Origin of the sequence: Candidatus Oscillochloris fontis (assembly GCF_004138135.1) — a bacterium.
Lineage (GTDB): Bacteria > Chloroflexota > Chloroflexia > Chloroflexales > Chloroflexaceae > Oscillochloris > Oscillochloris fontis.
The window spans coordinates 145,674-170,580 of the sequence record NZ_RYFD01000003.1 but is presented as its reverse complement, the minus strand read 5'-3'; the positions used below and the strand labels follow the sequence as shown (position 1 = coordinate 170,580).

23 protein-coding genes and 1 tRNA gene are annotated in these 24,907 nt (G+C 57.8%); 7 read left to right on the top strand and 17 right to left on the bottom strand.

Annotated elements, in window-relative coordinates; genetic code table 11:
* Window positions 1-2 precede the first annotated feature (2 nt).
* Window positions 3-674: a hypothetical protein gene (locus EKD03_RS02840; protein ID WP_129627122.1), complete on the top strand. Its 672-nt coding sequence runs from the start codon at window positions 3-5 to the stop codon at window positions 672-674.
* Between the two features lie 41 nt (window positions 675-715).
* Here the strand turns inward: EKD03_RS02840 and EKD03_RS02835 are convergent, their stop codons facing one another.
* From EKD03_RS02835 to EKD03_RS02765, 15 genes are all read right to left on the bottom strand, one after another.
* Complete coding sequence (locus EKD03_RS02835) at window positions 716-2,026, bottom strand: glycoside hydrolase 5 family protein (protein WP_129627119.1); 1,311 nt, start codon at window positions 2,024-2,026, stop codon at window positions 716-718.
* A 73-nt stretch (window positions 2,027-2,099) separates the two neighbouring features.
* Window positions 2,100-3,899: a glycoside hydrolase family protein gene (locus tag EKD03_RS02830; protein ID WP_129627116.1), complete on the bottom strand. Its 1,800-nt coding sequence runs from the start codon at window positions 3,897-3,899 to the stop codon at window positions 2,100-2,102.
* Window positions 3,900-4,010: 111 nt separating this feature from the next.
* On the bottom strand, window positions 4,011-4,526 hold the full coding sequence (locus EKD03_RS02825) for a TIGR00725 family protein (protein ID WP_202976755.1): 516 nt from the start codon (window positions 4,524-4,526) through the stop codon (window positions 4,011-4,013).
* 328 nt (window positions 4,527-4,854) lie between these two features.
* A tRNA-Gly gene (locus tag EKD03_RS02820) sits at window positions 4,855-4,930 on the bottom strand.
* A 159-nt stretch (window positions 4,931-5,089) separates the two neighbouring features.
* Window positions 5,090-5,770, bottom strand: coding sequence for a response regulator transcription factor (locus EKD03_RS02815; protein WP_129627113.1), 681 nt, complete (start codon window positions 5,768-5,770; stop codon window positions 5,090-5,092).
* Between the two features lie 14 nt (window positions 5,771-5,784).
* Window positions 5,785-6,627 carry a TlpA disulfide reductase family protein gene (locus EKD03_RS02810; RefSeq protein ID WP_129627110.1) on the bottom strand — a complete coding sequence of 281 codons (843 nt, stop codon included), beginning with the start codon at window positions 6,625-6,627 and terminating at the stop codon, window positions 5,785-5,787.
* Window positions 6,628-6,781: 154 nt separating this feature from the next.
* Complete coding sequence (locus EKD03_RS02805; RefSeq protein ID WP_129627107.1) at window positions 6,782-7,858, bottom strand: J domain-containing protein; 1,077 nt, start codon at window positions 7,856-7,858, stop codon at window positions 6,782-6,784.
* A gap of 6 nt (window positions 7,859-7,864) precedes the next feature.
* Window positions 7,865-10,270 carry a heme lyase CcmF/NrfE family subunit gene (locus EKD03_RS02800; protein WP_129627104.1) on the bottom strand — a complete coding sequence of 802 codons (2,406 nt, stop codon included), beginning with the start codon at window positions 10,268-10,270 and terminating at the stop codon, window positions 7,865-7,867.
* A 78-nt stretch (window positions 10,271-10,348) separates the two neighbouring features.
* On the bottom strand, window positions 10,349-10,768 hold the full coding sequence (locus EKD03_RS02795) for a cytochrome c maturation protein CcmE domain-containing protein (protein WP_129627101.1): 420 nt from the start codon (window positions 10,766-10,768) through the stop codon (window positions 10,349-10,351).
* A gap of 49 nt (window positions 10,769-10,817) precedes the next feature.
* Window positions 10,818-11,024 (bottom strand): CcmD family protein, encoded by a 207-nt coding sequence (locus EKD03_RS02790; protein WP_420808787.1) that lies wholly within the window; start codon window positions 11,022-11,024, stop codon window positions 10,818-10,820.
* 2 nt (window positions 11,025-11,026) lie between these two features.
* On the bottom strand, window positions 11,027-11,992 hold the full coding sequence (locus tag EKD03_RS02785) for a cytochrome c biogenesis protein (RefSeq protein ID WP_129627094.1): 966 nt from the start codon (window positions 11,990-11,992) through the stop codon (window positions 11,027-11,029).
* A gap of 406 nt (window positions 11,993-12,398) precedes the next feature.
* Complete coding sequence (locus tag EKD03_RS02780; RefSeq protein ID WP_129627091.1) at window positions 12,399-12,971, bottom strand: c-type cytochrome; 573 nt, start codon at window positions 12,969-12,971, stop codon at window positions 12,399-12,401.
* A 90-nt stretch (window positions 12,972-13,061) separates the two neighbouring features.
* Window positions 13,062-14,165 (bottom strand): hypothetical protein, encoded by a 1,104-nt coding sequence (locus tag EKD03_RS02775; protein WP_129627088.1) that lies wholly within the window; start codon window positions 14,163-14,165, stop codon window positions 13,062-13,064.
* A gap of 359 nt (window positions 14,166-14,524) precedes the next feature.
* A complete protein-coding gene (locus EKD03_RS02770) occupies window positions 14,525-15,235 on the bottom strand; it encodes a heme exporter protein CcmB (protein WP_129627085.1) in 711 nt (236 codons plus the stop codon).
* A gap of 57 nt (window positions 15,236-15,292) precedes the next feature.
* The gene (locus tag EKD03_RS02765; protein ID WP_129627082.1) at window positions 15,293-15,916 is read right to left on the bottom strand and encodes an ABC transporter ATP-binding protein; all 624 of its coding nucleotides are present in this window, start codon (window positions 15,914-15,916) and stop codon (window positions 15,293-15,295) included.
* A gap of 133 nt (window positions 15,917-16,049) precedes the next feature.
* On the opposite strand from EKD03_RS02765, the gene EKD03_RS02760 reads away from it, so the two are divergent.
* The 4 genes from EKD03_RS02760 to EKD03_RS02745 all read left to right on the top strand — a co-directional run bounded on the left by EKD03_RS02760 (window position 16,050) and on the right by EKD03_RS02745 (window position 21,351).
* A complete protein-coding gene (locus EKD03_RS02760; protein ID WP_129627079.1) occupies window positions 16,050-17,768 on the top strand; it encodes a penicillin-binding transpeptidase domain-containing protein in 1,719 nt (572 codons plus the stop codon).
* Window positions 17,769-17,790: 22 nt separating this feature from the next.
* Complete coding sequence (locus tag EKD03_RS02755; protein ID WP_129627076.1) at window positions 17,791-19,119, top strand: S41 family peptidase; 1,329 nt, start codon at window positions 17,791-17,793, stop codon at window positions 19,117-19,119.
* 77 nt (window positions 19,120-19,196) lie between these two features.
* A complete protein-coding gene (locus EKD03_RS02750) occupies window positions 19,197-20,312 on the top strand; it encodes a cobalamin B12-binding domain-containing protein (protein WP_129627073.1) in 1,116 nt (371 codons plus the stop codon).
* A 49-nt stretch (window positions 20,313-20,361) separates the two neighbouring features.
* Window positions 20,362-21,351, top strand: coding sequence for a GGDEF domain-containing protein (locus EKD03_RS02745; protein ID WP_129627070.1), 990 nt, complete (start codon window positions 20,362-20,364; stop codon window positions 21,349-21,351).
* A 283-nt stretch (window positions 21,352-21,634) separates the two neighbouring features.
* Here the strand turns inward: EKD03_RS02745 and EKD03_RS02740 are convergent, their stop codons facing one another.
* Window positions 21,635-22,183 carry a GNAT family N-acetyltransferase gene (locus tag EKD03_RS02740; protein ID WP_129627067.1) on the bottom strand — a complete coding sequence of 183 codons (549 nt, stop codon included), beginning with the start codon at window positions 22,181-22,183 and terminating at the stop codon, window positions 21,635-21,637.
* Between the two features lie 271 nt (window positions 22,184-22,454).
* Here EKD03_RS02740 and EKD03_RS02735 point away from each other — a divergent pair, with 271 nt between their 5' ends.
* Together EKD03_RS02735 and EKD03_RS02730 are read left to right on the top strand one after the other, a co-directional pair.
* Complete coding sequence (locus tag EKD03_RS02735) at window positions 22,455-23,642, top strand: acetyl-CoA C-acyltransferase family protein (RefSeq protein WP_129627064.1); 1,188 nt, start codon at window positions 22,455-22,457, stop codon at window positions 23,640-23,642.
* A 122-nt stretch (window positions 23,643-23,764) separates the two neighbouring features.
* The gene (locus EKD03_RS02730) at window positions 23,765-24,508 is read left to right on the top strand and encodes a 3-oxoacyl-ACP reductase family protein (protein WP_129627061.1); all 744 of its coding nucleotides are present in this window, start codon (window positions 23,765-23,767) and stop codon (window positions 24,506-24,508) included.
* Between the two features lie 4 nt (window positions 24,509-24,512).
* Here the strand turns inward: EKD03_RS02730 and EKD03_RS02725 are convergent, their stop codons facing one another.
* Window positions 24,513-24,806 carry a hypothetical protein gene (locus EKD03_RS02725; protein WP_129627058.1) on the bottom strand — a complete coding sequence of 98 codons (294 nt, stop codon included), beginning with the start codon at window positions 24,804-24,806 and terminating at the stop codon, window positions 24,513-24,515.
* Window positions 24,807-24,907 lie beyond the last annotated feature (101 nt).

Here is a 24,907-nt window from a genome sequence, read left to right as displayed (position 1 = left end):
CTATGTCATCACGCCGCCGACCAGGTGCCACCTGCGACTTCGAGGAGGTGCAGCCTGGCCTCTTCATTATCCATAACCCAGCGCTCAGCCCCGTCCTACGCGGCGAGGGCGAGCGCGAGGGCGACCGATTCCGCCTCACGTCATGGCGGGGCGCGGGAATGATCGCCCGGCTGCGCGCACGCTCCTTCGTGGTCTTCACGCTCTACGATCAGGTGGCCGCGCTACCCGATCTGCCCCATGCTGCCCCACTTGGCCCCGCCTTTAGCCGCGAGCTGGCCCCCAATGAGCGCATCAGCACCTTTATTGCCGACCCACTCGGCTGGGCACCCGTGCCCAGCCTCAGCCCCAGCACTGCCGAGTTGCGCGAGGGTTGGGTGGTACGCCGCCGCCGTTCACGCGGGCCAGCCACCTATGCCCAGATCCAGCATGGCAACTTCATCGCCTGCGATGAGGACCGCGCCCTGCGCCTTGGCTATGCCCAAGTGGCCCCCGCAACAATCATCGCCCCAACCACACCCCAGGGCGTGCTGCTGCCCAACCTGCCCCTGCCACATGCCCACCAACGCCTGCTGGGGCGTATGGCCACGCCCAACCCGCACGGGTGGGTGGTGTCACCAGAGGCGCTACCCTATGTGACGGCGCTCTTGGCGCGGTTGGGGGTTAACATGGCGTAGAGACGCATATTATGCGTCTCTACGCTACGCGGTATACGTCTCTACCGCCCCTGCTTCTGCTTCAACTCGGCAATCAACCCCTGAATGGCTAGGTATGATGGGCGTGGACTCCAATCCGGATTGATGATGGCAAATGATGCCTGCTCATGCAGTGGATCACCCCGCTCGCCCCACAGCACCGCAAAGTTGATATTCCAGAGGAACATGTTGGTCACCCACGGGTACTCCTCGTAGGTGCGCCGAATCGCCCCCGTAATATACTCGGCCTGTTGCTCCAAGCTGACCTGATTGCCAAACTCGTAGCCGGGGGTGGTGTTCTGGGTGGCCCAACCATACTCGGTGATCCACATCGGCTTATTGGCCATCCCATATTCCACCATCCATGTGTGTACCTCTTCGATATGTCGGAAGTAGAAGGTTGAATGGGTGGTCCAGCCATCCGCCGTGCTGGGATTATCCGGCCAGTGGGTGTCGGGTGGGTTGGCCGAGCCGCCCGGATGCACCGCCTGGACATCAAAATAATCGCGCACTTCACCGCCGTTGTAGGTGTACATCGCCCGATAGAACTCCTCGTCAGAGAGCGCAATCTCTGGGTTCGTCACACCGCTCGACGATGAGGCCGCTGCCAACACAATCGCGTTGGGGTTCACCGCCTTGATGCGCGTGTAGGCTTCCTTGAGGATCTCAACATAGTGGCCGACATCCTCCGGCACAATGTTGCCGCCATTCTCGTGCGCCAAGTTCGGCTCGTTCCAGATCTCGTAGGCGTCAATCTTGTCACCATAGCGCAAGGCCATCATCTCCAGGAAGTTGCCCAACGCCTTGGGATCATCCGGCAGGCCGTTGGTCGAGTTGTAGGCCGTCGGCGACTGTACCACATTCACCAAGAGGCGGCGGCCATAGGCGTTCACCGTATTGACGATCTGGTCGAGTTCTTCCCACCCATAGATCCCGGCCACCGGATCTTCAATATCGCGCCACACCACCTGCTGGCGCACCCAATCAAACCCGGCATTCTGGGTCAACTGAAGCACCCGGTCGCGGTCGGTATAGTAGAGATGCCCCACAACTCCAAACTCCAAGTAGGCTTCAGAGGGAGGCGGAGTTGGGATCACCGGAATATCCGTCGCTTCAGGAGTTGGGGACACCTCCACCGGCACAGCGGTTGCTCCAGTAGCAATGGTTGGGACGGGCGTTGCAGCGGGAGCGGACGTATCAGGGGTGGTGATGACCGCTGCGGTGGGAATAGTTCCAACGGGGGTAGTCGGCTGGCTACTGCCACATCCAACCAACAGCGACACAAGCAAAAACAGCAGCAAGAGGCTGCTGTATCCACGTAAAGAACGTTTCATATGGGTACTCCGCATAGGGGGTTCGGGGGCGGCGCAGCCGCCCCCAAAGAGATGCAAAATTTTGCGTCTCTCTCTAATCCTTATTCAAAGCCTGAATACCATACCACGCCGGACGCGGACTCCAATCACCATTGAGCACACCAAATGACGCCTGCTCGTGCAGTTCGTTACCCTGGTAGCGCCATGGCACCGCAAAGTTTAGGTTCCAGACGAACATCGCACCCACCCACGGGGCATACTCGCGGCGGCCCTTCTGGAAGCCGCGCACGATCCAGTCCGACTGGGTCTGGAACGAGATGCTATTGCCATACTCGTAGCCGGGGGTATTATTCTGGGTAGCCCAACCAAACTCCGTCACCCAGATCTGCTTGTCGGCCATGCCATTCTGCACCAGCACAGCGCGGATATCCTCGATGCGCCGGAAGTAGAACTCACGGCTGTTGCGCCAGTTCGGGCCAGGGCCGGGATTATCGGGCCACATCTGGTCGGGCGAGTTGTACTGGCCACCCGGATGTACGCCAATCGCATCCACATGGGTGCGGAACTTGGGATTGGCGGCCATCGAAGCCATATACGACGTATCGCTGAGGGCAATATCGGTGCGGTTGGTCTCGGTCGAAGTCGGCGCACCACTCACCACAATCGCGTAGGCATCATTAGCCTTGATCGCATCATAAGCAGTTGCCAAGAGATCGACATAGTAGTCGGCACTGGCAACCACACCGCCCGTACCACCCGCCGTGGCACAATCGCCACCATTCTCACAGGCACGGTTCTGCTCATTCCAGATCTCATAGGCTTGGACACGGCCCTTGTAGCGTGCCGCCATCTGGCCCATAAAATCGGCAAACTTGGGGAAGTTCGCCCGTGTCGGCATACCGTGGCTCCCATTGCTGGTGGCCCAACCCGGTGCCGCCACGATACTCAACATCAGGCTGATTCCATTAGCCTGGGCATCATTGACGATATTGTCCAATTCGCCCCAGTAGATCGCGCCCGAACGATCATGGAGATCCATCCAGCGCACCTGCTGACGCATCCAGGTCACCCCTGAATTTTTAGAAACCTGCATCACCCGGTTGCGATCCTGCCATGGCGTGCCCTGCCCATACAGGTGAACATTGTAGCCATACACAAACTGGTTCGGCAGCGCGTTATCCGCCGAGCGGTAGTTGAAGGCACTATTACTACGGTGGTAACTATCACGGTACTCATTGCCCAGTAGACCGAGCAGAATACGATACTGCGGGTTCGACTCGTTGGGGTGCCACTCCATGCGCTGGCGCTCGAAGTACTGCACCCAGTAGGTCTGACCATCAGCGGCATTGACTTCCTGGAATTGCTCGGAGAGCGGCTTGCCAAAGACACTCAAGCCGCCATTATTCATCCAGAAATCGCGGAAGGGGGCCGGGCTATTGCGCAGCGTGTGGCCCGTATCGGCATCATAGGTGCCATCGTTGGGGTTGGGTACGCGCTGGAAGGCCGCATCGCTACGCCCCTTGGCCAACTGGGTGCCCATCAAGCGCCCCAGCACATAATACTTGTTGTCCTGCTGCCCGAAGTTCTCCGGGTGCTCCTCTAACACTGCACGCTCAAAATACTGTACCCGGTAGTACTGGCCAGGATTGGTGAAACTCTCCTCAATGAAGGGCTGCGAGATCGGGTAGCCCAACACAAAGAGCGCATTGGGCGTATTCTTCCAATACTCCAAAAACCAGTTAACCGCCGAGTGGCCCGTCTCCCCGAAATAGCGCGCCTGATAGGGCGGGTAGGTGTTAGCGACGCCCGACTGTGCCGCACTGGGCTGTGGGCGCGCCGCAAGGGTGGCAATCGTCGCAACGAGCGCCAGAACGAGTAAGATTCGCTTCGCCATACTCTCTCCTCAGGTGTTTCCTTCTCGTACACACGGACATCCTAGGCACGATTGTAGCAGTGATGGATGTAAACGATATGGCACGTTGCTGAAAGCCGCGTTACACCTTGATTACCGCGCCTGTTCGGCGAGGCGTAGCGCACGTTCGACAGCTTCAGCAGGCGTGGTGGCAAGGATGAGGGTGTCGGGGTGGCGCGGATCATTCAAGACCCACGTCTCCAGACCAATCACAGGGCGTCCACATGCACGGGCGAGGGCGATTTCGGAAAGGGTACCGTAGGCACCGCCCACGGCAATCACCACATCAGCAGATTGAACAATGATCGCGTTGCGGGCGTGGCTCATCCCCGTAGCCACCGCGATCTGCACATAGGGGTTGGCGTCAACGGTTGTATCTCCCGCCATAATCCCAACGGTGACACCACCTGCCGACAGGGCACCGCGACATGCCGCCGCCATCACCCCTGGGCCACCACCGCAAATGACGGTCTCACCATGGGTGGCCAACAAGCGCCCCACTTCTTCAGCAAGGGTGTTGCTCAGTGCATCTTCGGCACTGCTTCCACACACCGCGATCATCGGGCGGCGCGGGTGAGGTATCGGTTGTGAAGCTGGTGTGTCTACCATGCGGGGGAGGGGCGGCGAGGCACCAATGCCTCTACCGACAACATTGAATCCACATAGGACGCCGCTGATTATACGGGGGGGTGCGTCCGGCGTCAAATAGTAGCGACGCAAAATTTTGCGTCGCGTAACTGTTCACAGTTCTCCTAGCATTCCGGTTTTGACGCAAAGACGCAGAGGCGCAAAGCCTTCAACAAAACCTTTGCGTCTTTGCGTCAATCAGAAGCTTCCTTTACCCCAAGTGTGAACAGTTACTGCGTCGCTACTATTTGACGCCGGACGCACCAAGGGTAACAAAAAACCGTACACCTAGCGATGTACGGTTCACTATTGGAGCGGGAGACGAGACTCGAACTCGCGACAGCCTGCTTGGGAAGCAGGTACTCTACCAACTGAGTTACTCCCGCGCTACGCTAGAAAGTATAGCATTGGGTGCGGCGATCTGTCAACTTACAAATCGGCGGCATCAGGGCATGGGCAACGTCACCTCCGGTGGGGGTTCGGGGGCGGCGTAGCCGCCAAAACACAACAAAAATTGAGGTTGGGGGCGCAGCCCCCAACCCTCCCTACGGCATCAGCCGATACCCCACGCCCCAATCGGTCAACAAGAGACTCGGATTGCGCGGGTCCTGCTCAATCTTACGCCGTAGGTGCCAGATATAGACCTTGAGGTAGTCGTTATCGCGGGAATACTCCTGGCCCCATACCGCTCGCAACAAGGTATCATGCTCCACCACCTTCCCGGCATGCTCGGTCAGGATGAGCAATAACTGGTACTCGGTGGGGGTAAGATCCACTGCGTCGCCACGTATCAGTACCTCGCGCTTCTGCTGATCAATCTGGATCTGACCTTCACCCGCGTGTAGCGGGCGGTAGACCGGCGGCACGCGCCGCAGCAGCGCCCGAATCCGTGCCGATAGCTCATTCATGTTGAATGGCTTGAGCAGATAGTCATCCGCACCACAGTCGAGACCTTCGATGACATCTTCACTCTGCACCTTGGCGGTCAGCATGAGTACCGGCAACAGCGAAAACTCGCGCAACTTCGTACATGCCTCGACCCCATCCATCTCTGGCATCATCACATCGAGAATGACCAGATCGGGACGTTGATCACGCACAAGGTCAAGGCATTGCAGCCCGTTGGCAGCCTGAACGACCGTATAGCCCTCATGCTCTAAATTGATACGGATTAGCTCACGCAGGCCATTGTCATCGTCAACTACCAAAATAGTACGCTGCTCCATAAGCAATCCTTGATTTATGGGGTCTCGTTTACCATCGCACTGAGTTGAAGCTCAGTAAAGCGAGCAATGATGTCATCAAGCGTTAGTTCGCCTACATGAACGTAACGAATCTGGCCTTGTGGATCTATGAAGAAACTGGTGGGTAGCGGGTAGACCCGAAATGAATCCGTGACTCGTCCATCTTGATCCAGTGCAATGGGGTAGGTCAGTTGGTATTGAGCCACAAACGAACGGATATCATCTTCACTCCGCCCCTGCGTTCGCTCGTCATCGGTCAGGTTGACCCCAATAATCACCAGACCTTGCTCCGCATAACGTTCATTGGCTGCTTGCAGGGCGGGTAATTCGCGCTGGCACGGCTCACACCACGTGCCCCAAAAATTGACCAGCACCACCTTGCCCTTGTATGCGGCGAGATTTACCTCGTTACCATCAAGGGTCTGGAGGGTGAATTCGGGGGCTGGCCGGTTGACCTCACCCATCGCTTGGCCCTCAACACCCGCCCCGCGCCCGGTAAAGATCCACATCCCGACGATTAAGCCTAGAGCAACCAGACCACCGATCACGACCATCGTGCGCTCGCGTGGCGTCAGTTGGCGTCGTGCCACGACATTGGGATTCGTGCGCTTCGCAATCCCAATCTGCTGATCATACTGCTGGCGACGCTGGGGATCATGCAGGGTACGATAGGCTTGCTCAATCTCAGCACTACGCGCTTCGGCCAAGCGCTGCATATCGGGGTCAAGATCAGCTACCCGTGCAGGATCATAGCCTTCCCGTTGGTGCTGATAGGCTGCCTCGATTGCCTCATGGGTGGCATGTGGCTCAAGGCCCAAGAGTGTATAGTAGGTACTCATAGTTGGTGGTGGGTTGGCTGTGGTTGTGTATGACGCGCCGCAGCCCGTTTTTATTGTAGCATAGATACTTTAACTTTTGTTGAACCGTGGGATTTTATGCGTATTGTGTCGTTTGGGCGGCTCTACTGCCCAAACGACGCAATACATTTTTCTGCTACTGACTATAGGTTGCTATCAATTGGCGCGCATGTTGGGCCAATCCGGTATCAACATTGGGCAGAAGAACCACCTGCTGCCACTGCTCTAGGGCAGCTTGGGTTTGGGGCGGATCAGTGAGGATGAGGCACACGCCCTTACTCAATAAGGCCCGGCCCTCCTCTGGCGCACTGCTCAAGGCTTGGTCGGCCTCGGCAAGCCCCTGCACCACATAGCTCTGGTCGTTCACCCCCGCGCCATAGTAGCAGAGCGCCGCAGCCAGATCGGCGCGCACGATGGCATCATTCGGCGTCATCTCCAACACCTTGGTGTAGGCGTCACGCGCTTCAAGCCAGCGCGGGAGACGCTCGACATACAGGCTTTGCAGATTCGTATGGCCGCTATCTATCAACTCACGCACGATCACGGTGCTATCAAAGAGCGCGTTGCCCAACTCCAACCACGCCTTCGGATTGTCTGGCACCTGCAACGCCACTTGGCGCGCCATCGTGATCTGGGCCTCAAACTGGTTGACCGTCTCGTCGGTTGAGGGTGCCGCCGCCGTAGGAGTACCCTGGGTTGTGGCGGTCTGTGTCTGGGGCCGCGAGACGGTGGTGAGCAGCGTGATCAGGACAATCGCAAAGGTGGCCACCGCTACAATCAGCACTGTTGGCAACCAGACGGGCATGCGCGAGGTGTTCTGGACGCGCCGCCCACTCTGCCGGGGCGCGTGGCTACGGGGGAGGTAGGGCTGGGTATTGAAACTCTTGGGCCGTTCCTGACCCTGCGCTGGTGGCAGTGGGCGGTAGTCAATCAGGTCGTCATCATGCGCATCAAGCCCGATCTGCTCGGTGGCACTATTGCTCGTCCGCTGCTGTAACTCCTGATCAAACCTAGCCCGTTGGGCTGGATTGCTCAATACCGCATACGCACGCTCAATCTCTTCACGCCGCTGACGGGCTAGTTCGCGCAACTCATCGGCAGCACCTTCCAGCAACGCAGATGCGTAGCGTTGGTGCAAACGCTCATAGGCCGCCCGAATCGCTTCGGCATCGGCCTTGGGGTGGACTTGCAGGGTCTCGTAATAGTCTTGCATAGCTCTCTAATCACCATTGGCTGGCTGCGGAGCACGATGAGTACCGAAGCGAAGCGCCAAGCCTTTAGGTAGGCGGATGGGTTGTCCGGCGAGCACAGCGCGCCCCTCTAGGTAGCGCCGCACCACGGCGATCATGCCACCGAGGATGCCAACTACAATCCCGATCCAGACGAAGATGACGAGCGGTTTGACACTGACCGCGATCACGCCCTTGGCCGGAACCAGTGGCAGATCATCTAGCCCCGGCCCCTTACCCTCAAGCAAGACCATGCGGTTGGTGGGGTCAACCTCAACGAGGTTGAGGGTCTGCCCGCCGGGAAGGGTCGCGGCAATAAACTCGATGTGCTGATCCCCGGTGGCTTCGTCAGTCACCACCTGAATCGCCGGTTCAAGTTCAATCTGCTCGCCCTCATAGGAGACCAACACCTTTGCACCGACCCGGATCGGGCCGCCATTGTTCATCGCCGCCGTATCGAGGTTGAATTGCATAAAGACCATCTCATACGGCCCCATGCGGGTTCCCTGGCCTTCGCCCAAAATCGGACGCGCCGGGTTCTCCTCTGGATCATAGCCTACCGGAGAGATATAGACATCCTGATAGAGCATGCTATGGATCGAGGGGGTCTGGATTGTCGAACCCATCTGGGGGTTGAAGTAGAGGAAGGGGCGGGCATTATAGCTTCCCCCCTGCCCATCAGTGACAGTAAAATCGAGCATACCGCGCTGTTCAGCATCCAACTGATAGCCGTTAAAGGTGAAGTCGTAGCCATAGATACTGGCGGTTTCACCGGGTGCAACCACGAGTTGTTGTTCAGGGGTAGCATAGGCACTTGATCCAACCATACCGATCATGGCCAGACTAAAGCCGAGGTGCGCGAGGTAGCCACCAATCCGCAACCAGCCGCTCCGCAAGGTGCGGATGATCATCACCAGATTGGTACCAATCGCAAAGGTCGCTCCCGCCACATAGGCTAACGAGATCAGATCGCGGACATCAATCAGCATCGCCGCAATCGCGGCGACCAGCGCGGTGAGCGCTGGCCAGCGCAGCGTCCGCACGAGGTTACGCATATTGGCATCGCGCCAGCCCAGCAGCGGCCCCACGATCATCAGCACAATCACCACCGCACCTAGTGGGGGCACCGTGCGCTTGTAGAAGCTAGGAGCCAGACTGAAGCGCCCATCGGTAAAGGGTTGGGCGTTGGGATCCATCAGTGTCCCATCATCCAGTTCAAACGATGCGCCCATCCAACCCTGGAGTGTATGGCCGACACCCGGAATAGCCGAGATCACCGGCATCGAGGTACCAAACCCAACCACCAGGGCAATCACCACCAGCGCGATCAGGCCGAGGATAAAGAAACTATCCCGCGAGAAGAACTTATCGCTCAACGCTCGGACGGGAATATCGCGCCAACGCCAGATCATTAGGAGAATACTACCCAAGGTGAGGAAGATGACAAAACCCACCAGTGCCTCATAAATCCCCTCGGCCACAAACGAATGTACCGAAAAGTTGGCATACACCCCACTCCGGGTGAGGAAGGTGGCATAAAAGACACCCACATAGGTTGCCAACGCCAGCGCCAGATTGGTTTTGCGCAGGCCACCCTGGAAGCGCTGGAGGAGCATCCCGTGGAGGAGCGCGGTCAGGATCACCCAGGGCACCAACGACGAATTCTCAACCGGGTCCCAGCCCCAGTATCCACCCCAACCGAGCGTCTCATAGGCCCAATAGCCACCGAGCAGCAGGGCCAATCCCAGCGCAGCCCATGCGGCTATAGTCCAGGGCAAGGCCCGCGCCACCCAGGTGTCATAGTCACGGCGAATGATCGCACTGACCGCAAAAGCAAACGGCACAATAGCCAGAGCATACCCGATGAAGAGCACTGGCGGATGGATAATCATCCAGAAGTTGTGCAGCAGCGGATTAAGCCCTCGGCCATCGGCAGGATTGGCGGGTAGGCCGGTGGCCGCGTCAATCAGTGGCGCAAAGGGGTTCATGATCAGCACAAACACCAGCAAGGCCACCTGAACGACCATCATAATGATCTGCACATACGGCTCAAAGTGCTTGGTTTGGCGTACCAACAATGCTGCTGTTGCCCCTCCAAAGACCGCCCAGATCAAGAAACTTCCTGGTTGTCCGGCCCAACTCGCCGCCACCTTAAAGAAGGGTTCAAGGTCACGCGAGCTATAGTTGTTGACATAGTCAATGTCAAAACGATGGGCTAAAAAGAGCGTAATCAACAATATCCATGCCATCATCAGGGCACCAAAGGTGGCATAGACGCCCAAACGAGCATAGAGCAACGCCAAACGCTGCCCGCGCAACACCAATGCATAGCTTGTGATCGCAAGCAACGCCATGGCGATGGAGGTGACAATCAGAAAGGTGCCGAGGGGGTACATAGCTGCGCTTTCTAGGGGAAGGGGAGGGTTAGGTATGGATGCGTGCGGCCTGATCAGGCCGCACGCATGAACGAGCCATCACTGAGTTGGCTGGACTTCCTGATACTTGGAAGGGCACTTCACTAACAAATCCTCAGCCATAAATGCCTGTTCAGAGGCATCATAATAGCCAATCGCAACCACACTGGTGGCATGTTCAAAGTTGGCAGGGCGCGGATCATTGGAGATGACCTTGAGCATCTGCTTATCGGCATCCTGAAGCATGAAGGTGAAGCGGCCCTGGGCATCCATTTCGCCGGTTGAGCCTAAAAAGCCCGCCAACTGGATGCTACGCGAACTACTCATTGCTTCGTCCACGCTGGTGGTATAGGCGCGGAAGGCATCCTTGAACCCGAAGAGGCCATAGACCACCGCCAGCAAAATGATTCCGAGGCCGGCGATATGCAGCGGCTTAATCTCGAAGCCACTGCGACGAACTGGGGCAGGTACTGAGGCCATACATCATCCTCGTGTTCTTCCAAGAGCCCGCCATGGGGCCACATCCAACTTACTTTTCAACCGACTCACCCGTGCGCATGCGCGTCACCGTGGACTGCGGGACAGGAGCAGGTTCACGGTGCTCCTCACGTTCAAGTGCGCGCTTCAAGGCGCGTGCCTGGGCATCAATACGCCAGAGATAGACGAAGATACCGAGCCAAACCGATAGTGTGACGGCGACGGCAACATAGACCGCCGCACCTGCTTCGAGTGCCACATTCATCCGTGTGCCCCCTGTTTACGTGCTAGTGCCCACTGCACACCGAGCAGGGTGGCGCGCACATACAGCATCCAGAAGAAGAGCGCCGTAAAGCCAAAGATCGCGGCCAAGAAGGTCAAGAGGGTACGTGAATTGTCAAGCAGACCAGTTCCCGGAGCCTCAATATTCAGCCGGGCGCGTTGATTGGCCAGATCAACCTCCTGAAGGATCAGGTGGTAGCGTAAGCCGGGGAAGTTGGGGCGATCCAAGATCTCCTGATTGACGATATTGAATGATGGGGTTAAACGGATATCATCACTCAAGCCCGGTTCGCTCACCAGCACCTCGGCTGTCACCACATCACCGGTTTGGATCAGGCTGACCAGTTCGATCTTGCGATCACCCAACAGACCAAGTTTGCCGACGCCGATGTCAACACCTTCACACGTACTGCCCTGCATAAAGGCACAGTTGGGATGGAGGGTACTCTCACTCACACGTGGAGCGACAAAGATGAGGAAGGGTACGGTGACAAAGGCAAACAGCGAATAGACCGCACTTAGTTGACGGCGACGGGTAGGATCATCAATCGCTGAGCGGAGGGCAAAGAGGGCGGCATAGATCAGGAGCAGAACGAAGATCGAGGTCTGGCGTGGGTCCCAGTTCCAATAGATACCCCAGACCACCTGCGAGAAGATCGCTCCGGTGACGGTAGCGAGTACGGTAAAGAGGAAGCCGCTCTCTGCCGCAGCGGTCGCATAATCATCATCTTCGGTACGCCCGCGCCACAGGTAGAGGCCGCTAAAGAGCGCCGAGACGGCAAAAGCCAACACGCTCACCCAGGCGGTGGGGACGTGCATAATGATGATGCGTCCGGCATTCCCTAAGCCTTCGTACTGCGGGAGAACGAGGAACATCGCCACCGCCACCCCCGCAATCCAGACGCCGATCAGCAACTTGGCTGCTTGGGCCATACGTTGCGCCATTGGCCAACGCCTTTCCAGTCCCTTGTGATGGGCAACAATACGCTTTGGTTTATCATACTACGCCCATACGCGCCAAACAACAGCAATTTTGCGCATTGGCAGTGGGGGTTCGGGGGCGGCGCAGCCGCCCCCGAAGATCTTTTTTTTGTTATTGTTTGGCGGCGCAGCCGCCAAACAATAACAAAAACTGAGATTTTGGGTTGCGCCCCAAACCCGCTTTTTTCTCGTATGTTGGCGGCGAAGCCGCCAACATACGAGAAAAACTGAGATTTTGGGCTGCGCCCTAAAAATTTTGCTCATAGCATGGGCGCATTGTATCATAGGCCGCGCCGAAGACTCACAAGCGGGATGGAAGCGGGCAACCATGTTGCCCGCTCCCATCCCGCCTTGTTGGTATGTGAGCAGCCTACTCGAAGGTGGTGAGCAACTCGACCAGCAACTCCAGCTCTTCTGCCGAAAGACGCTTCGTAAAGTCACGCGGCATCAAGAAGTCTTGGCACTCGCCCAATGGGCAATCGGTTGCCAGATACTTCGAGGGACTAAGGATCGATTCACGCATAAACTCGCTGACGGTCTTCGCTTCACCGCCCGCCTGCTGATACTCAGCCGAAGCAATAATACTGGCAGCCTCCTCGGCAACGTGGGTAAGATCGGGGCCAACGACACCGCGTGCTTCGCTATAGTCTTGCACGGTGTGGCAGCCAATACACCCCTGGAGCGTGAGCAGATCGCGGGCTTGCGCGATGCGCTCCTGGCTCATGGTGGGGATCGCGGTCGGAATCGGCTTGGCCTTGGCCATTGAAACTGGCGTCGGGATCTGCCGTGCGGTCAATTCCGCCGCTGCGGTCGTGTTGCTGCTACACCCGGTTGCAAAAACCATACCGAGCAGAGCCATGCCAATGAGCGTAATAAGCCGAACCAGCGAGCTACCATTCATCTGACGTCCATTGGTGATCTGGCTCCATGCTGAGTGGTTCACGGGATCGTATCCTTTCCTTGCCGAGGGATTTGTTTATATCATTTGGTAGCGAGTGGGGAGGGAGAGGAAGCCCTCCCCGGCAGACGGTTCCTAGTTGGTGCTGGCGGGTGGCTCATAGGGCGGTGCGGGTTCGCCCTTTGGCCCTAGGCTGACAAAGAAGCGGTAGAGGGCGATCAGATCCTGCTCGTTGAGGTTGTGGTAGTTGATCCAACCCATCGGCGGGTGCTCCTCGCGGGTCTGCATCATCGCCACAAACTCCTCCTCGGTCATCTCCTGGGGTAGCAGGCGCAGGTTAGAGGCGTAGGCCACGCCCCCGGCACTGTTGAAGCGTCGTCCACCGGTCAACCAATCGCTCTTAGGAGTTGTCGGCTTCCAGTCGGTGGTATGGCAGGCATTACAGTGGCCAACCCAGATAAAGTACTCACCGGCCAATTCGGGCGACGCGGCCTGGATGAAGGCATTGCTCGGCGGCAGCGGGCGCAGATCCTCCGGGACGCTCGTCGCGGTCGGGGCGGGTGTCACCACCGCAGTTGCGGTAGGCTCAGCACTGGTCGGTACCGGGGTCGGCGACTCGGCGGGTGGGGGCACAAAGGGCGGAGCCGGATCACCCTTGGCACCGAGGCTCTCCAGGTAGGCATAGACGGCCAGCAGGTCATTCTCGTGCAGGCTGCTGTAGTGCGCCCAGGGCATCGGTGGGTTGGTGGTGCGGGCGCGCATCATCTCAACAAACTCTTCGGCGGTCATGTTCTCTGGCAGCAGGCGCAGATTGGAGGCGTAGGTGGTGCCATACGCACCACTGAAGCGCCGCCCACCTGTTAGCCACTCGCTGGTGGGCAGGGTGCCGCCCGATGTCTCCCAAGCGGATGTGTGGCAATCGTTACAACCGGCCAACCAGATGAAGTACTCGCCAGCCTCGATCTGGGAAGAGGCCGCGACAAAGACATCTGCCGGGGCGACCTGCACCTCCGCCGGAGCCTCGGTCGGCGCTGCGGTGGGCGCTTCAGTTGGTACTTCGGTGGGCGGAACTGCGGTGGGCGGAACTGCCGTGGGAACCGCTGTTGCTACCGGGGCGCTGGTTGCCTGAGCGGCACTCTGCGGGCTTGCCGCTGGGGTGCTGGTGCTCTGGCCACATGCACTCGCAAAGAGCATAACGAGTGCGACAACAAAGGAAGGAACCAACATTGACCGACGCATGCATCTCTCCTTTTATACGGTTCAGAACCGGCGGATCTGCTCCGGGGTTCCAGAGCCACTGTCAGAATACGGCGGGGTGTGCCACTCAAAGACAAACGAAAACAGAAGGGAGCTGTGCGCAGTTCCCTTGTATTGATAACTTGTACGTATGATTATGAGATTTAAGTGTTATGTACACACACCTTAATACAAAATGAGAACCATGACAAGTAGGTTTTTGTTAACGATGATTAAGAAATCGCAACAAAAAGCTTGTCAAATCGCCTTTCTGGGTGTATTATTCGTTGTTTGTCTCACAAAAACAAGATATTAGGTGAAAATCGTGGAGGTGAAACAAAATGTTAGGTGGAGAAAAATCGTTACGCTTCCCACACAAAACGGAAGAGCATCAGTGAGGCGACAAAGGTTGCCACGGCATAGGCGATCAGGGTACGAATACCCGGCAGTGCTAACGCCAAAGCATTATTATCGAGGGTCAGGGCGGTTGATTGGATGGCGATGATGAGCGGGGGGACAAGCAGGGGGAAGGCGAGGACCGCAAAGAGGGCGCTTTTGAAGCTAGCGCGGGCGATGATCGCGGCCAGGATGGTGGTTGCGGTTGCCAAACAGAGGCCACCGGCGGCAAGTACGAGGATGAAGGCGAGTGGGCTGCCAACCTCAACCCGTACCATGACGATGAAGAGTAGACATGTGACGGTATCGAGCAGCACCAGTAGGGCGAGGTTGAAGAGGAATTTGCCCAGATAGACGGCGATGGGTGGTGCAGCTAGGCGCAAGGCGGCAATCGTGCGTGTCTCTTCCTCGTAGACAAAGCCGCGTGAGAGGCCGTTGAGCGCGGCGAAGAGTAGTGCGATCCAGAGCAGTGTTGATTGGATGAGCAGGTATTCGGCGCTGCGGCGTACTCCAATGAAGCCGACCCCCAAACTGACCGCGACAGCCGCGCTCGCCGCAAACAGCACCAGGGCGTTGATGGCATAACGGGTGCGCAATTCGCTGCGCAGATCCTTGATGAAGATAGCCCATGCGGCAGCCAGAAGCGCAGGAAGGCGGATCGCGGTGGGTTGCTGCATAGTGCTGAGTGCCTCTTGCAGCGCCACTCCCTGCGGAGTAGCGCCGAGTGAATATCATCAGGATTGACCGAACTGGAGCAGCAGATCGGCATAGCGCAGTTCACGCGGGTCGTTGGTAGCTACCACGACCAGACCGTGTTGGCGTTGGCGGGCGATCACCCGATCAACCACTTCAGCGCCACGGGTATCGAGTGTTACCGTGGGTTCGTCGAGCAGCAGCACCGGTGGGCGATGCAGCAGGGCGTAGGCGTAGCGTAGGCGGTGGGCCATGCCGGAGGAGTAGGCGGCGAGGCGGTCATCGCCGCGCCCCCCCAAGCCAAGTTCGTCCAACAGGGCGTCTATTGCGGCATCATCAATCGGCACCCGGCGTACCTTGGCGAAGAAACGCAGGTTCTCGCGGGCGCTAAGCTCGCGGTAGAGTGCAAGATCCGGCGCAACCCAACCGATGAGGTGGTTTGCCGTGCGCGGCTCCCAGATGGCCCCGGCGTAGTGGTAGCTGGCACTCCCCGCTGTGGGTGCCTGCAACCCGGCGAGGAGGCGCAGGAAGGTGCTCTTGCCGCTTCCATTGGCACCGCTGACCACCAGCACTTCACCACGTTCGACCCGCACATTGACCTGCGCAAAGACGGTGCGCGGGCCGTAGCTGGCGGCAAGGTTCTCGACCTGTAGGCTGATCTCCATGGTGGGGGATTGTACCATAGGCCCGAATGGGGTATGAACTGGTACCGAACCTTGCGCATCCTCTGTTTCTATAATGACGTATAGTATAATCTTCTTATTTATGGCATGGTATGGGAAAGTGCAGACCTGATCTATGGGCCAACAACCGATCATACGCACAGGGCTCTTGGTCGTGGCGCTCGCGCTCCTCAGCTACGGGATCATCCAGCCGGTTGATGCTGATACCCGCTGGCTGATCTGTCTCTGGCTCGCGGCACCGCTGCTGGGCCTCGCTGGGTGGCTGGCCTACCCCGCGCCACCAGCGGGGCTTGCCCGGACGGTCTATCATGTGGGCTTGATCATTCTGCTCGGCTTTGGGCTGCTCAGCCTGCAACTGTTACGTCAGCAGTTTGTCAAAGCTGACGCGATCTACAACTATGTCGCGGTCGGGCCGGATGGCAGCACCACCAGTAATGTGCGCCCGGTCTTAGCTTCGCAGCGCGTCTTGCGTGGCCAGATCGTGGATCGCCACGGAGTCATCCTCGCCGATAGCCAGTCGGTGAATGGCTTTGCGCGCCGCACCTACCCGCTGGCTGATCGCTATGATCCCGCCGCATTCAGTAACATCTTGGGTTTCTTTAGCACCCGCTACGGCCAGAGCGGCCTCGAAGCGACCTATTCGGCCTACCTGACGGGTGAGCGTGGCAACGAAATCCAGCGCCTTCAGGAGCAGTTTGTGGGCGGTGAGCGGCGCGGCAACACCCTTGTGCTCACAATCAATGCTGAGTTGCAAGCGCGGGCCGCCCAAGCCTTGGCTGGGCGCGCCGGATCGATAGTTGTCCTCGATCCGCGAACCGGCGCGGTGCTGGCGATGGTCTCGCAGCCCGGTTTTGATCCGCGTGGCCTCAGTTTTGACCCTAGTGCCGAGAGTTGGGACACCGAGAATGCGCGGGTGGGTGCCTACTGGGCGCAGATCATTGCCGATAGCGCTGGGCAGCCGCTGCTCAACCGCCCCACCCAGGGTCTCTACCCACCCGGCTCGATCTTTAAGACCCTTACGGCAATGGCTGCGCTGACCCATTCGGGTGTGGGCCAACCCGACACCATCACCTGCCCCCAGGAGTATCGTCCCGACCCGACCGCGCCGCCGGTGGTGAATGCGGTTGATAATCTTGCCGCACTCACTGGTGATCCCTCGAATCTCGAAAAGGTCTATGCTTACTCGTGTAACACCGCCTTTGCTCAGTATGCCACGCGGCTCGGCCCCGATCTCTTTGCGGAGACTGCGCGCCAGTTCGACATCTTCTCACCCCAACGTGCCAATAGCACCTATGGTGAATTTACCGATCTGCCCACCGCCACCAGCCTGCTCTATGTCGATCCGGGCTTTCTCAACCTGCCCCGTGGCATGGCCGACACCGGCTATGGTCAGGGCCAACTCCTCGTCACCCCGCTCCAGATGGCCATGATGACCGCCGCCATCGGCAACGAGGGTATCCTGATGCGCCCCTACATTGTGCAGAAGATCACCCGCCCCGATGGCAGCCTGATCGTGGAACAGACCCCACGCCCCATTCGGCGCGCCACCTCGGCGTTGATCGCTCAGACGATGCGCAACAATATGGCGGCGGTGGGGAGCTACGGTTTTGGGCGCGTGATCAGCGAGTACCTGCCGGGGATTGCTGTGGGCGGAAAGTCGGGAACCGCCGAACATATACCGGGTGCGGTTCCGCATGCGTGGTTCATCGCACTCGCTCCGCTCGATCAGCCGCGCTACGCCGTAGTCGTGATGGTTGAGAGTGGTGGCGAGGGCAGCAGTGTGGGTGCTCGCCTTGCAGGTGAGGTGCTGGCGGCGGCATTCGCCACTGAATGATCGGAACAGTAGGTTGAAGAAGATGTTTTTTGCCCGCTCACTCACACCATTCTTCTTCTATGGCACCATCGTGGCTGCCCTCTCACTGCTTGTTGTGGGTTGTAATAGCCAGATCGTGGTTCCTGCCTCATCTTCTACCGCCACCCCGGTGGCGGTTGTTGTTCTGCCTACGCTTACTCCATCGCCAGAGCCAACGCTGACCGCCACCCCGTTACTAACCCCCACCAGCCTGCCACTCAGCCTGCGCCAACAGATCCTTGCCGAAGTTTGGACGACAGTGAATGAGCATTATTTATATGCCGATTTTCATGGCCTGAACTGGGATGCACTGCGCGAAGAATATGCCCAACAGATTGAGTATGCCCAGAGTGACGAAGCGTTCTACCGCTTGTTGAGTGAGATGGTCGGGCGACTAGATGACAACCACTCGCGGGTTCTGGCACCCAACGCGGCGCAACGCGAAGACGTACTCAGTAGTGGGCGCGAAGAACAGGTAGGAATTGGCGTGATTGCCCTGCCCCTACCCGATTCACTCTTGATCCAGCATGTCTTCCCCGATAGTCCGGCGGATCGCGCCGGACTTGAGGTGCGGGATCGCATTGTCGCGGTGGATGGCGTCTTCTATACCCAAGCGAGTATTGAAGGCCCCGCCGGGAGCAAGGTACGCATCACCGTGGTGCGCCCCGGCGAAGAGAGCCGCGATATGGTGCTCACCCGACGGGTGATCGAGGGCCGCATCATGCCGGAGGCGTACATGCTTCCGGGGGGCGTGGGATATCTGGCAATTACGACCCTCTGGGTGAATGATATGGCCAATCTGACCACCCAGGCTCTGAGCGAACTCACCAGCGAAGCGCCGTTGCATGGCCTGATCATTGATCTGCGGCGTAATCCGGGTGGTTGGCGTGATGTTCTGGTCGGTATTCTGGGCCACTTTGTCCAGGGGCATGTCGGGGACTTCTTTAATCGTCAGGGGACGATTCCCTTGGAGATCAGGACTCCCATCCAACCCAATCTGAGCGACATCCCTTTGGTCGTCTTGATTGATCAGGGCACGGCCTCCTATGCCGAACTTCTGGCGGCAATCCTACAGTCTGAGGCCAATGCGACCGTGATCGGGCTTCCTTCGGCGGGGAACACCGAAACCATCTACTCCTACGACCTCACCGGCGGGGCGCGGCTGTGGGTGGCGCAAGAGGGCTTTCATCTGCGTGATGGGAGTAACCTGGAGGGGGTAGGCGTTCAACCCGATCTCTTATTGAGCCAGGATTGGATCTACTATAGTGAAGCTGATGATCCCTGGATCAGAGAGGGCTTGCGTATCATCCATGCACAATTACCAACCAAGTGATACAGTATAGACCCTTGCATGATACCGCATGGAAATGTCCTCGAAAAACATTTCCCAGTCTAGAAAGGTCAGAAGCGATGGCACACCTCGTGACGCAAGATCTGGCTACCGCCCTCGCAGCCGTTGATAGTGCTGCGGGTGCGGCCTATCGGGAGTATGCGCCGCAGATGATCGCGTATGCAAATGAACAGGTCGCTGCGCAGGCACAGCTTAGCCCGCCCTTTGATCTCCTCTCGCTAGAGATGATCTACCGAACCCATGCGGAGCATGCGCGCTATATGGCCGAGCATTTTGAGCATGCCGACGCCGATGCGCTGGCGACCATGTTCACCTGGGTCTATCGCACCTACCAGATGCGTGGCGCCATTCCGCGTGCATTTCCGGTCGATCTTACGATTTGGCGGGCAGCGGTTGAGCGCTATCTAGCGCCAGATCTTGCGGCCCCAATTATGGATGTCTATACCTGCTTACACGAATATCACCATGCTTTGATCCAAGAAGTTGTGGAAGCCATGGATACCTCCGAACATGCGGCCATCCTCCAGACCCACATCCAGAACTACCTCAATGCGTTGTTAGCGCCTGATGCACGTGCGGCGCTAGATGCGGCGGCGGCCTATATCCATGGCCCCGATGAGATCGCGACATGGTGGGAGTGTGTGATTCGTCAGGCGATGTATGAAGTGGGGCAACTCTGGGCGCAGGGGGAGATTAGTGTTGGCCAAGAGCATCTGGCGACAGCGATCACCCAGCGCGTGATGGCCTACTACTACCCGCAGATTTTGGATAAACCCCGCGACAAGGGCCGCGTGATCGTCACCGCCTCGCCGGGGGAACTGCATGAAGTTGGGGCGCGGATTCTGGCCGATATTCTCGAATTGAATGGTTGGGATACCTACTATACTGGTGCGAATACACCGAGTGACACCATTGTTGATCTTCTAGCTCAGACCAAGGCGCAGGTGATCTGTATCTCAACCACGCTGCCCACCAGCCTGCCCGCAGTGACAGAACTGATAGTTGATATTCGATCCGCCCAACTTGATCCCAAGCCCACTATTCTGGTTGGTGGCCAAGCCTACCTTGCCGGGCCAGAACTGTGGCAGCATGTTGGGGCTGATTGGTTTGCAAGTAGCGCAAGTGAGGGATTGCGCTATATTGAACGGATCCATTCCTCAGGAGACACGCACTAGGATGCAGATACTCATGTCTGCGCCTTCAAGGTAAGGCTCACTCGTCCGTATGTATGAGTCCGTTGAGCGCCTGATTATGGTTGGTGCCCGCCTGCTAATAGAACAGACCAGTGCATTGGTCGCGTTATTGGATGAACAAGGCGGAGTGATGGAAGCGAACCCTCGCCTCCGTCAGATTCTAGCTGCCCATCCTGAGATGAATACAATCTTGGCGTTGCTAGAACCGAATAGCCGACGGCGCTTTCATATGCTCTTGGCTACGGTTCAGTCTGGGCATCCGACTGAGCCAGTCACGCTTAACGTGAGTGTATCTCCTACGGCTATTCCGCAGTCATATCGCACAATTTTGGCGTTGGTTGAGCCGGGAACCTATATCTTCTTGGCAGAGTTGATCGCGCCGCTCGATCAACATGCAGCCGAGGAGTATATTCAGATCACCAGCCAATTGGCCACTACTACCCGCAGCCTGCAAAAGACGAGCCATGAATTGGCGAAGAAGCAGCATGAGTTGGAGGAGGCGTTGGCCAATAGTGAGCAGATGGCGCGGATTGATGATCTAACCGGCTTACTCAACCGGCGCAGTATTATGCTCATTTTGCGCAATGAGGTTGATCGGGTACGGCGGTACCAGTCGCAGGTATCGGTCTTGATGATAGATATTGATCACTTTAAGCAGGTGAATGATCGTTACGGCCACCTTATGGGCGATCAGGTCTTGCGCGAGTGTGCCGGGTTATTGCGCCGTTCCATTCGGGCGATTGATCATCTGGGGCGCTACGGCGGCGAGGAGTTTTTGTGCATCTTGCCGATGACCTCAGAAGGGGCGGCGGTTGATCTGGCCGAACGTCTGAACCGTGATATTTCCCATTTGCGCTTCTTCGCCAATGAGTTGGTCAGTTTTCATGTTACGATCAGTGTTGGGGTGGCAGAGATGCGGAAGCATCAGGATAGCCCGGATCGGCTACTGGCGCGCGCCGATGCTGCGCTCTATCAGGCCAAAGACAATGGCCGTAACTGTGTGATGATCGCACGGGATTGATCACCCCATGGAGTATTGCGCACGCTAGGGTATGGCAGGGCATGTGCAAAGTCACCTCCGGTGGGGGTTCTGGGGCGGTTGCACCGCCCCAGAAGATCTTTTTTGTTGTTTTTTGGCGGCGAAGCCGCCAAAAAACAACAAAAATTGGGGTTTGGGGCGCAGCCCCCAGGACTTTGCACATGCCCTGTAGGGTATGGGGTTGTTTGGCGGCGAAGCCGTCAAACAACCCCAAAATTGGGAGGGGCACGCGGGGGCATGGCGGGGAGGCGGGAACGAGGGGGAATTATGTACGCACAAACACCGACATCAGCACAATGTCGTGCAGATTACCATCGCGATCAATCGCATGGCGCGCCAACTGGCCCTCGACAACAAATCCGAGGCGACGAAAGATCGCTTGCCCGGCGGTCTGTGCCGCTAACATCTCCACGGTCACTTTGGTTGCCCCATTCTCACGCGCAACCTCCACAATCGTTTGGGCCATCGCCATGCCTAACCCACTGCGACGCCATGCGCGATCCACGATCAGCCGCACGTTGGCCACATGGTAGGACCAACCGGGCATTCGTAGTGCCGCTGTATAGGCCACTATCGAATCGTCGTCGGTCACGGCGACGATCTGGCGCCAGTTTTCAGCGGCGTTGGCATTGATCAACCGGCTGATAATCTCTGGGTTTTGGAAGTCATCCTCTAAGTAGAGCAGATCATTTTTGGGTAGGCCCAGGCCAAAACTGATGAGCGCAACACGGTCTTGATCCATCAGTGGGCGGATTGTGATGGTTCGACCATCCTTCAGTGCTACGCGGCTCTCCGCCTCAGTGCGTTGCACCATGACCCTCGTTCCCTCTATTGCAGGACACCTGAATGGTGTTATTCGTTGCTTGAGATAGAGGCACTCTAGCAATGATAGTTACAGATGAGTTACTTTTTTCACATTTTCACCCTGCCGCTCGATAACGGCAACATTGACCAAAAATTTAGTTGTCGTTTCTTCCCCGATCCTGACAGCAATGCTGGTATAATGCAACTATCCCTGCAAGTAATCAAATATCCAAGAGCCGCATACGCACCGAACAGACCGTCGGTCGACAAGGAGGTCGTGCATGAGTCGTGATCGCGAAGTCGTGGTCCTAAGCGCTGTCCGTACCGCCATTGGGAGTTTTGGCGGGAGTCTGAAGGATATTCCACCGTCGGAATTGGCTGCGATGGTTGTCAGGGAGGCCGTTGCCCGATCTGGGGTTCAACCCACCGAGGTCGGTCATGCCGTTTTTGGTCATGTGATCAACACCGAACCGCACGATATGTACCTCGGGCGGATGGCGGCGGTCAATGGTGGTTTGCCGGTCGAGACACCGGCCTTCAATGTGAACCGGCTGTGTGGGAGTGGGCTCCAGGCGATTGTATCGGCGGCGCAGGCGATTATCCTGGGCGATGCGGATGCAGCGGTGGCCGGTGGGGCCGAGGTGATGAGCCGCTCGCCCTACAATGTGCCCGGTATGCGCTGGGGCACCCGTATGAACGATTCTAAGATCGTTGATATGATGGTCGGGGCGCTTTCCGATCCCTTTGAAGATATTCATATGGGGGTCACGGCTGAGAATATCGCTGCCAAGTGGCAGATCAGCCGCGAGGATCAGGATGCGTTGGCGGTGGAGAGCCACCAGCGGGCGGTGCAGGCAATTGATGCGGGCATCTTCAAGAGCCAGATCATGCCGATTCAGATCAAGGTCAAGGGTGGCACCGCCGCCTTCGACACCGATGAGAATGCGCGCCGTGATGTCTCGGTTGAAAAGATGGCCAAATTGCGCCCGGTCTTCCTCAAGGATGGCAGCGTCACCGCTGGGAATGCCTCCAGCATCAACGATGCCGCCGCCGCCGTGGTGCTGATGGAGCGCGGTGCCGCTGAACGGGCTGGCTACAAGCCGCTGGCGCGTCTGGTGGGCTATAGCCACGCCGCCGTCGAACCCAAGTACATGGGGATTGGCCCCGTCCCTGCGGTGCGGATGGTCTTGGAACGTACCGGGATCGCCATGGGCGATATTGATCTCTTTGAGGTCAATGAAGCCTTCGCTGCTCAGGCGCTCGCGGTGGCCCGTGATCTGGAACTACCGATGGATAAGACCAACCCCAATGGGAGCGGTATCTCGCTCGGCCACCCGATTGGGGCTACCGGCGCGATCCTGACGGTCAAGGCGGTACACGAACTTCAGCGCACCGGCGGACGCTATGCGCTGGTGACGATGTGTATCGGCGGTGGGCAGGGGATTGCGGCGATTTTTGAACGACTCTAATCTAAGCTTTTAATGATCGTGGGGTGGGAGCGGCTGGGGTCTCAAACGCAACCGCTCCCACCCCACAACCAACGCGCGGCACGCAGTAGGGCACGCAGCACGCACACAAACGGAGGAAATGTATGGGTAAGCTGGATGGAAAAGTCGCCATCGTGACGGGATCTTCACGCGGTATCGGACGGTCAATTGCCATCTTGTTGGCCAAAGAAGGTGCCAAGACGGTCATCAACTTCAATAGCAGTGTTGGCTCGGCACAGGAAGTGGCCGATGAGATTGCTGCTTTTGGTGGCACGGCTATGCTTATGCAGGCCGATGTGGCCAAGTCTGAGGATGCCCGTGCGATGATCAAGAAGGTGATAGAGACCTGGGGCCGCGTTGATGTGCTGGTCAATAATGCGGGGATTACCCGCGACCGCACTATGCGCAAACTGACCGACGAGGACTGGCTTTCGGTGATCAACACCAATCTGAACAGCGTCTATTGGTGTACCTCAGCCGCCATGCCCATTATGATCGAGCAGAAGTATGGCCGCATCATCAACATCAGTTCGTATGTTGGTCAGGCGGGCAACTTTGGCCAAGCCAACTATGCCGCTTCTAAGGGCGGAATCATCGCCTTCACCAAGAGTGCGGCGATTGAGTTGGCTAAGTACAACATCACGGTCAATTCACTGGCACCGGGCTTCACGCTTACCGATATGCTCTCCAAGGTGGCGGAGAATGTTCAGGAGCAGATTAAGTCCAAGATTCCGATGGGACGCTTTGGGTTACCCGAAGAGATGGCCAAGGCGGTGCTCTTCTTAGCTGCGGATGCTGACTATATCACCGGCCAGCAGATCAATGTGAATGGCGGCGTCTTTATGTAGGTGCCTACTTCCCGCCCTTCTCCATGATGTCTTTGACATCCTCGGAGAGCCCTTGCCATGCCTGGATCATCTCGCGGTTCAAGCGTTGTTGGGTGCGCAGGGTATCGGCAACCGCTTGCTCGGCAGAATTGCGTAGACTACGGCTGTAGTCCCAGTTCTTCAACACCACATCGAAGGCCATGTCGGTGCTGGTGGTGAGCAGTTCGTTCCAGGCCCGCACAGAGCGAAACATCATATCGGCTGCGCCGGCGGACTGCTGGCGCAGTCGTTCTTCCGGCGTTCGTGTGTCGTCATTCATTGTGTCCCTCGGCACTTGTATCCTCTATGTAGTAGAATGATCCGTGCAGGTAGGACGACGTTGTCACGGGAAGCGCATTCCCGACGAAACACTGTCGGGAC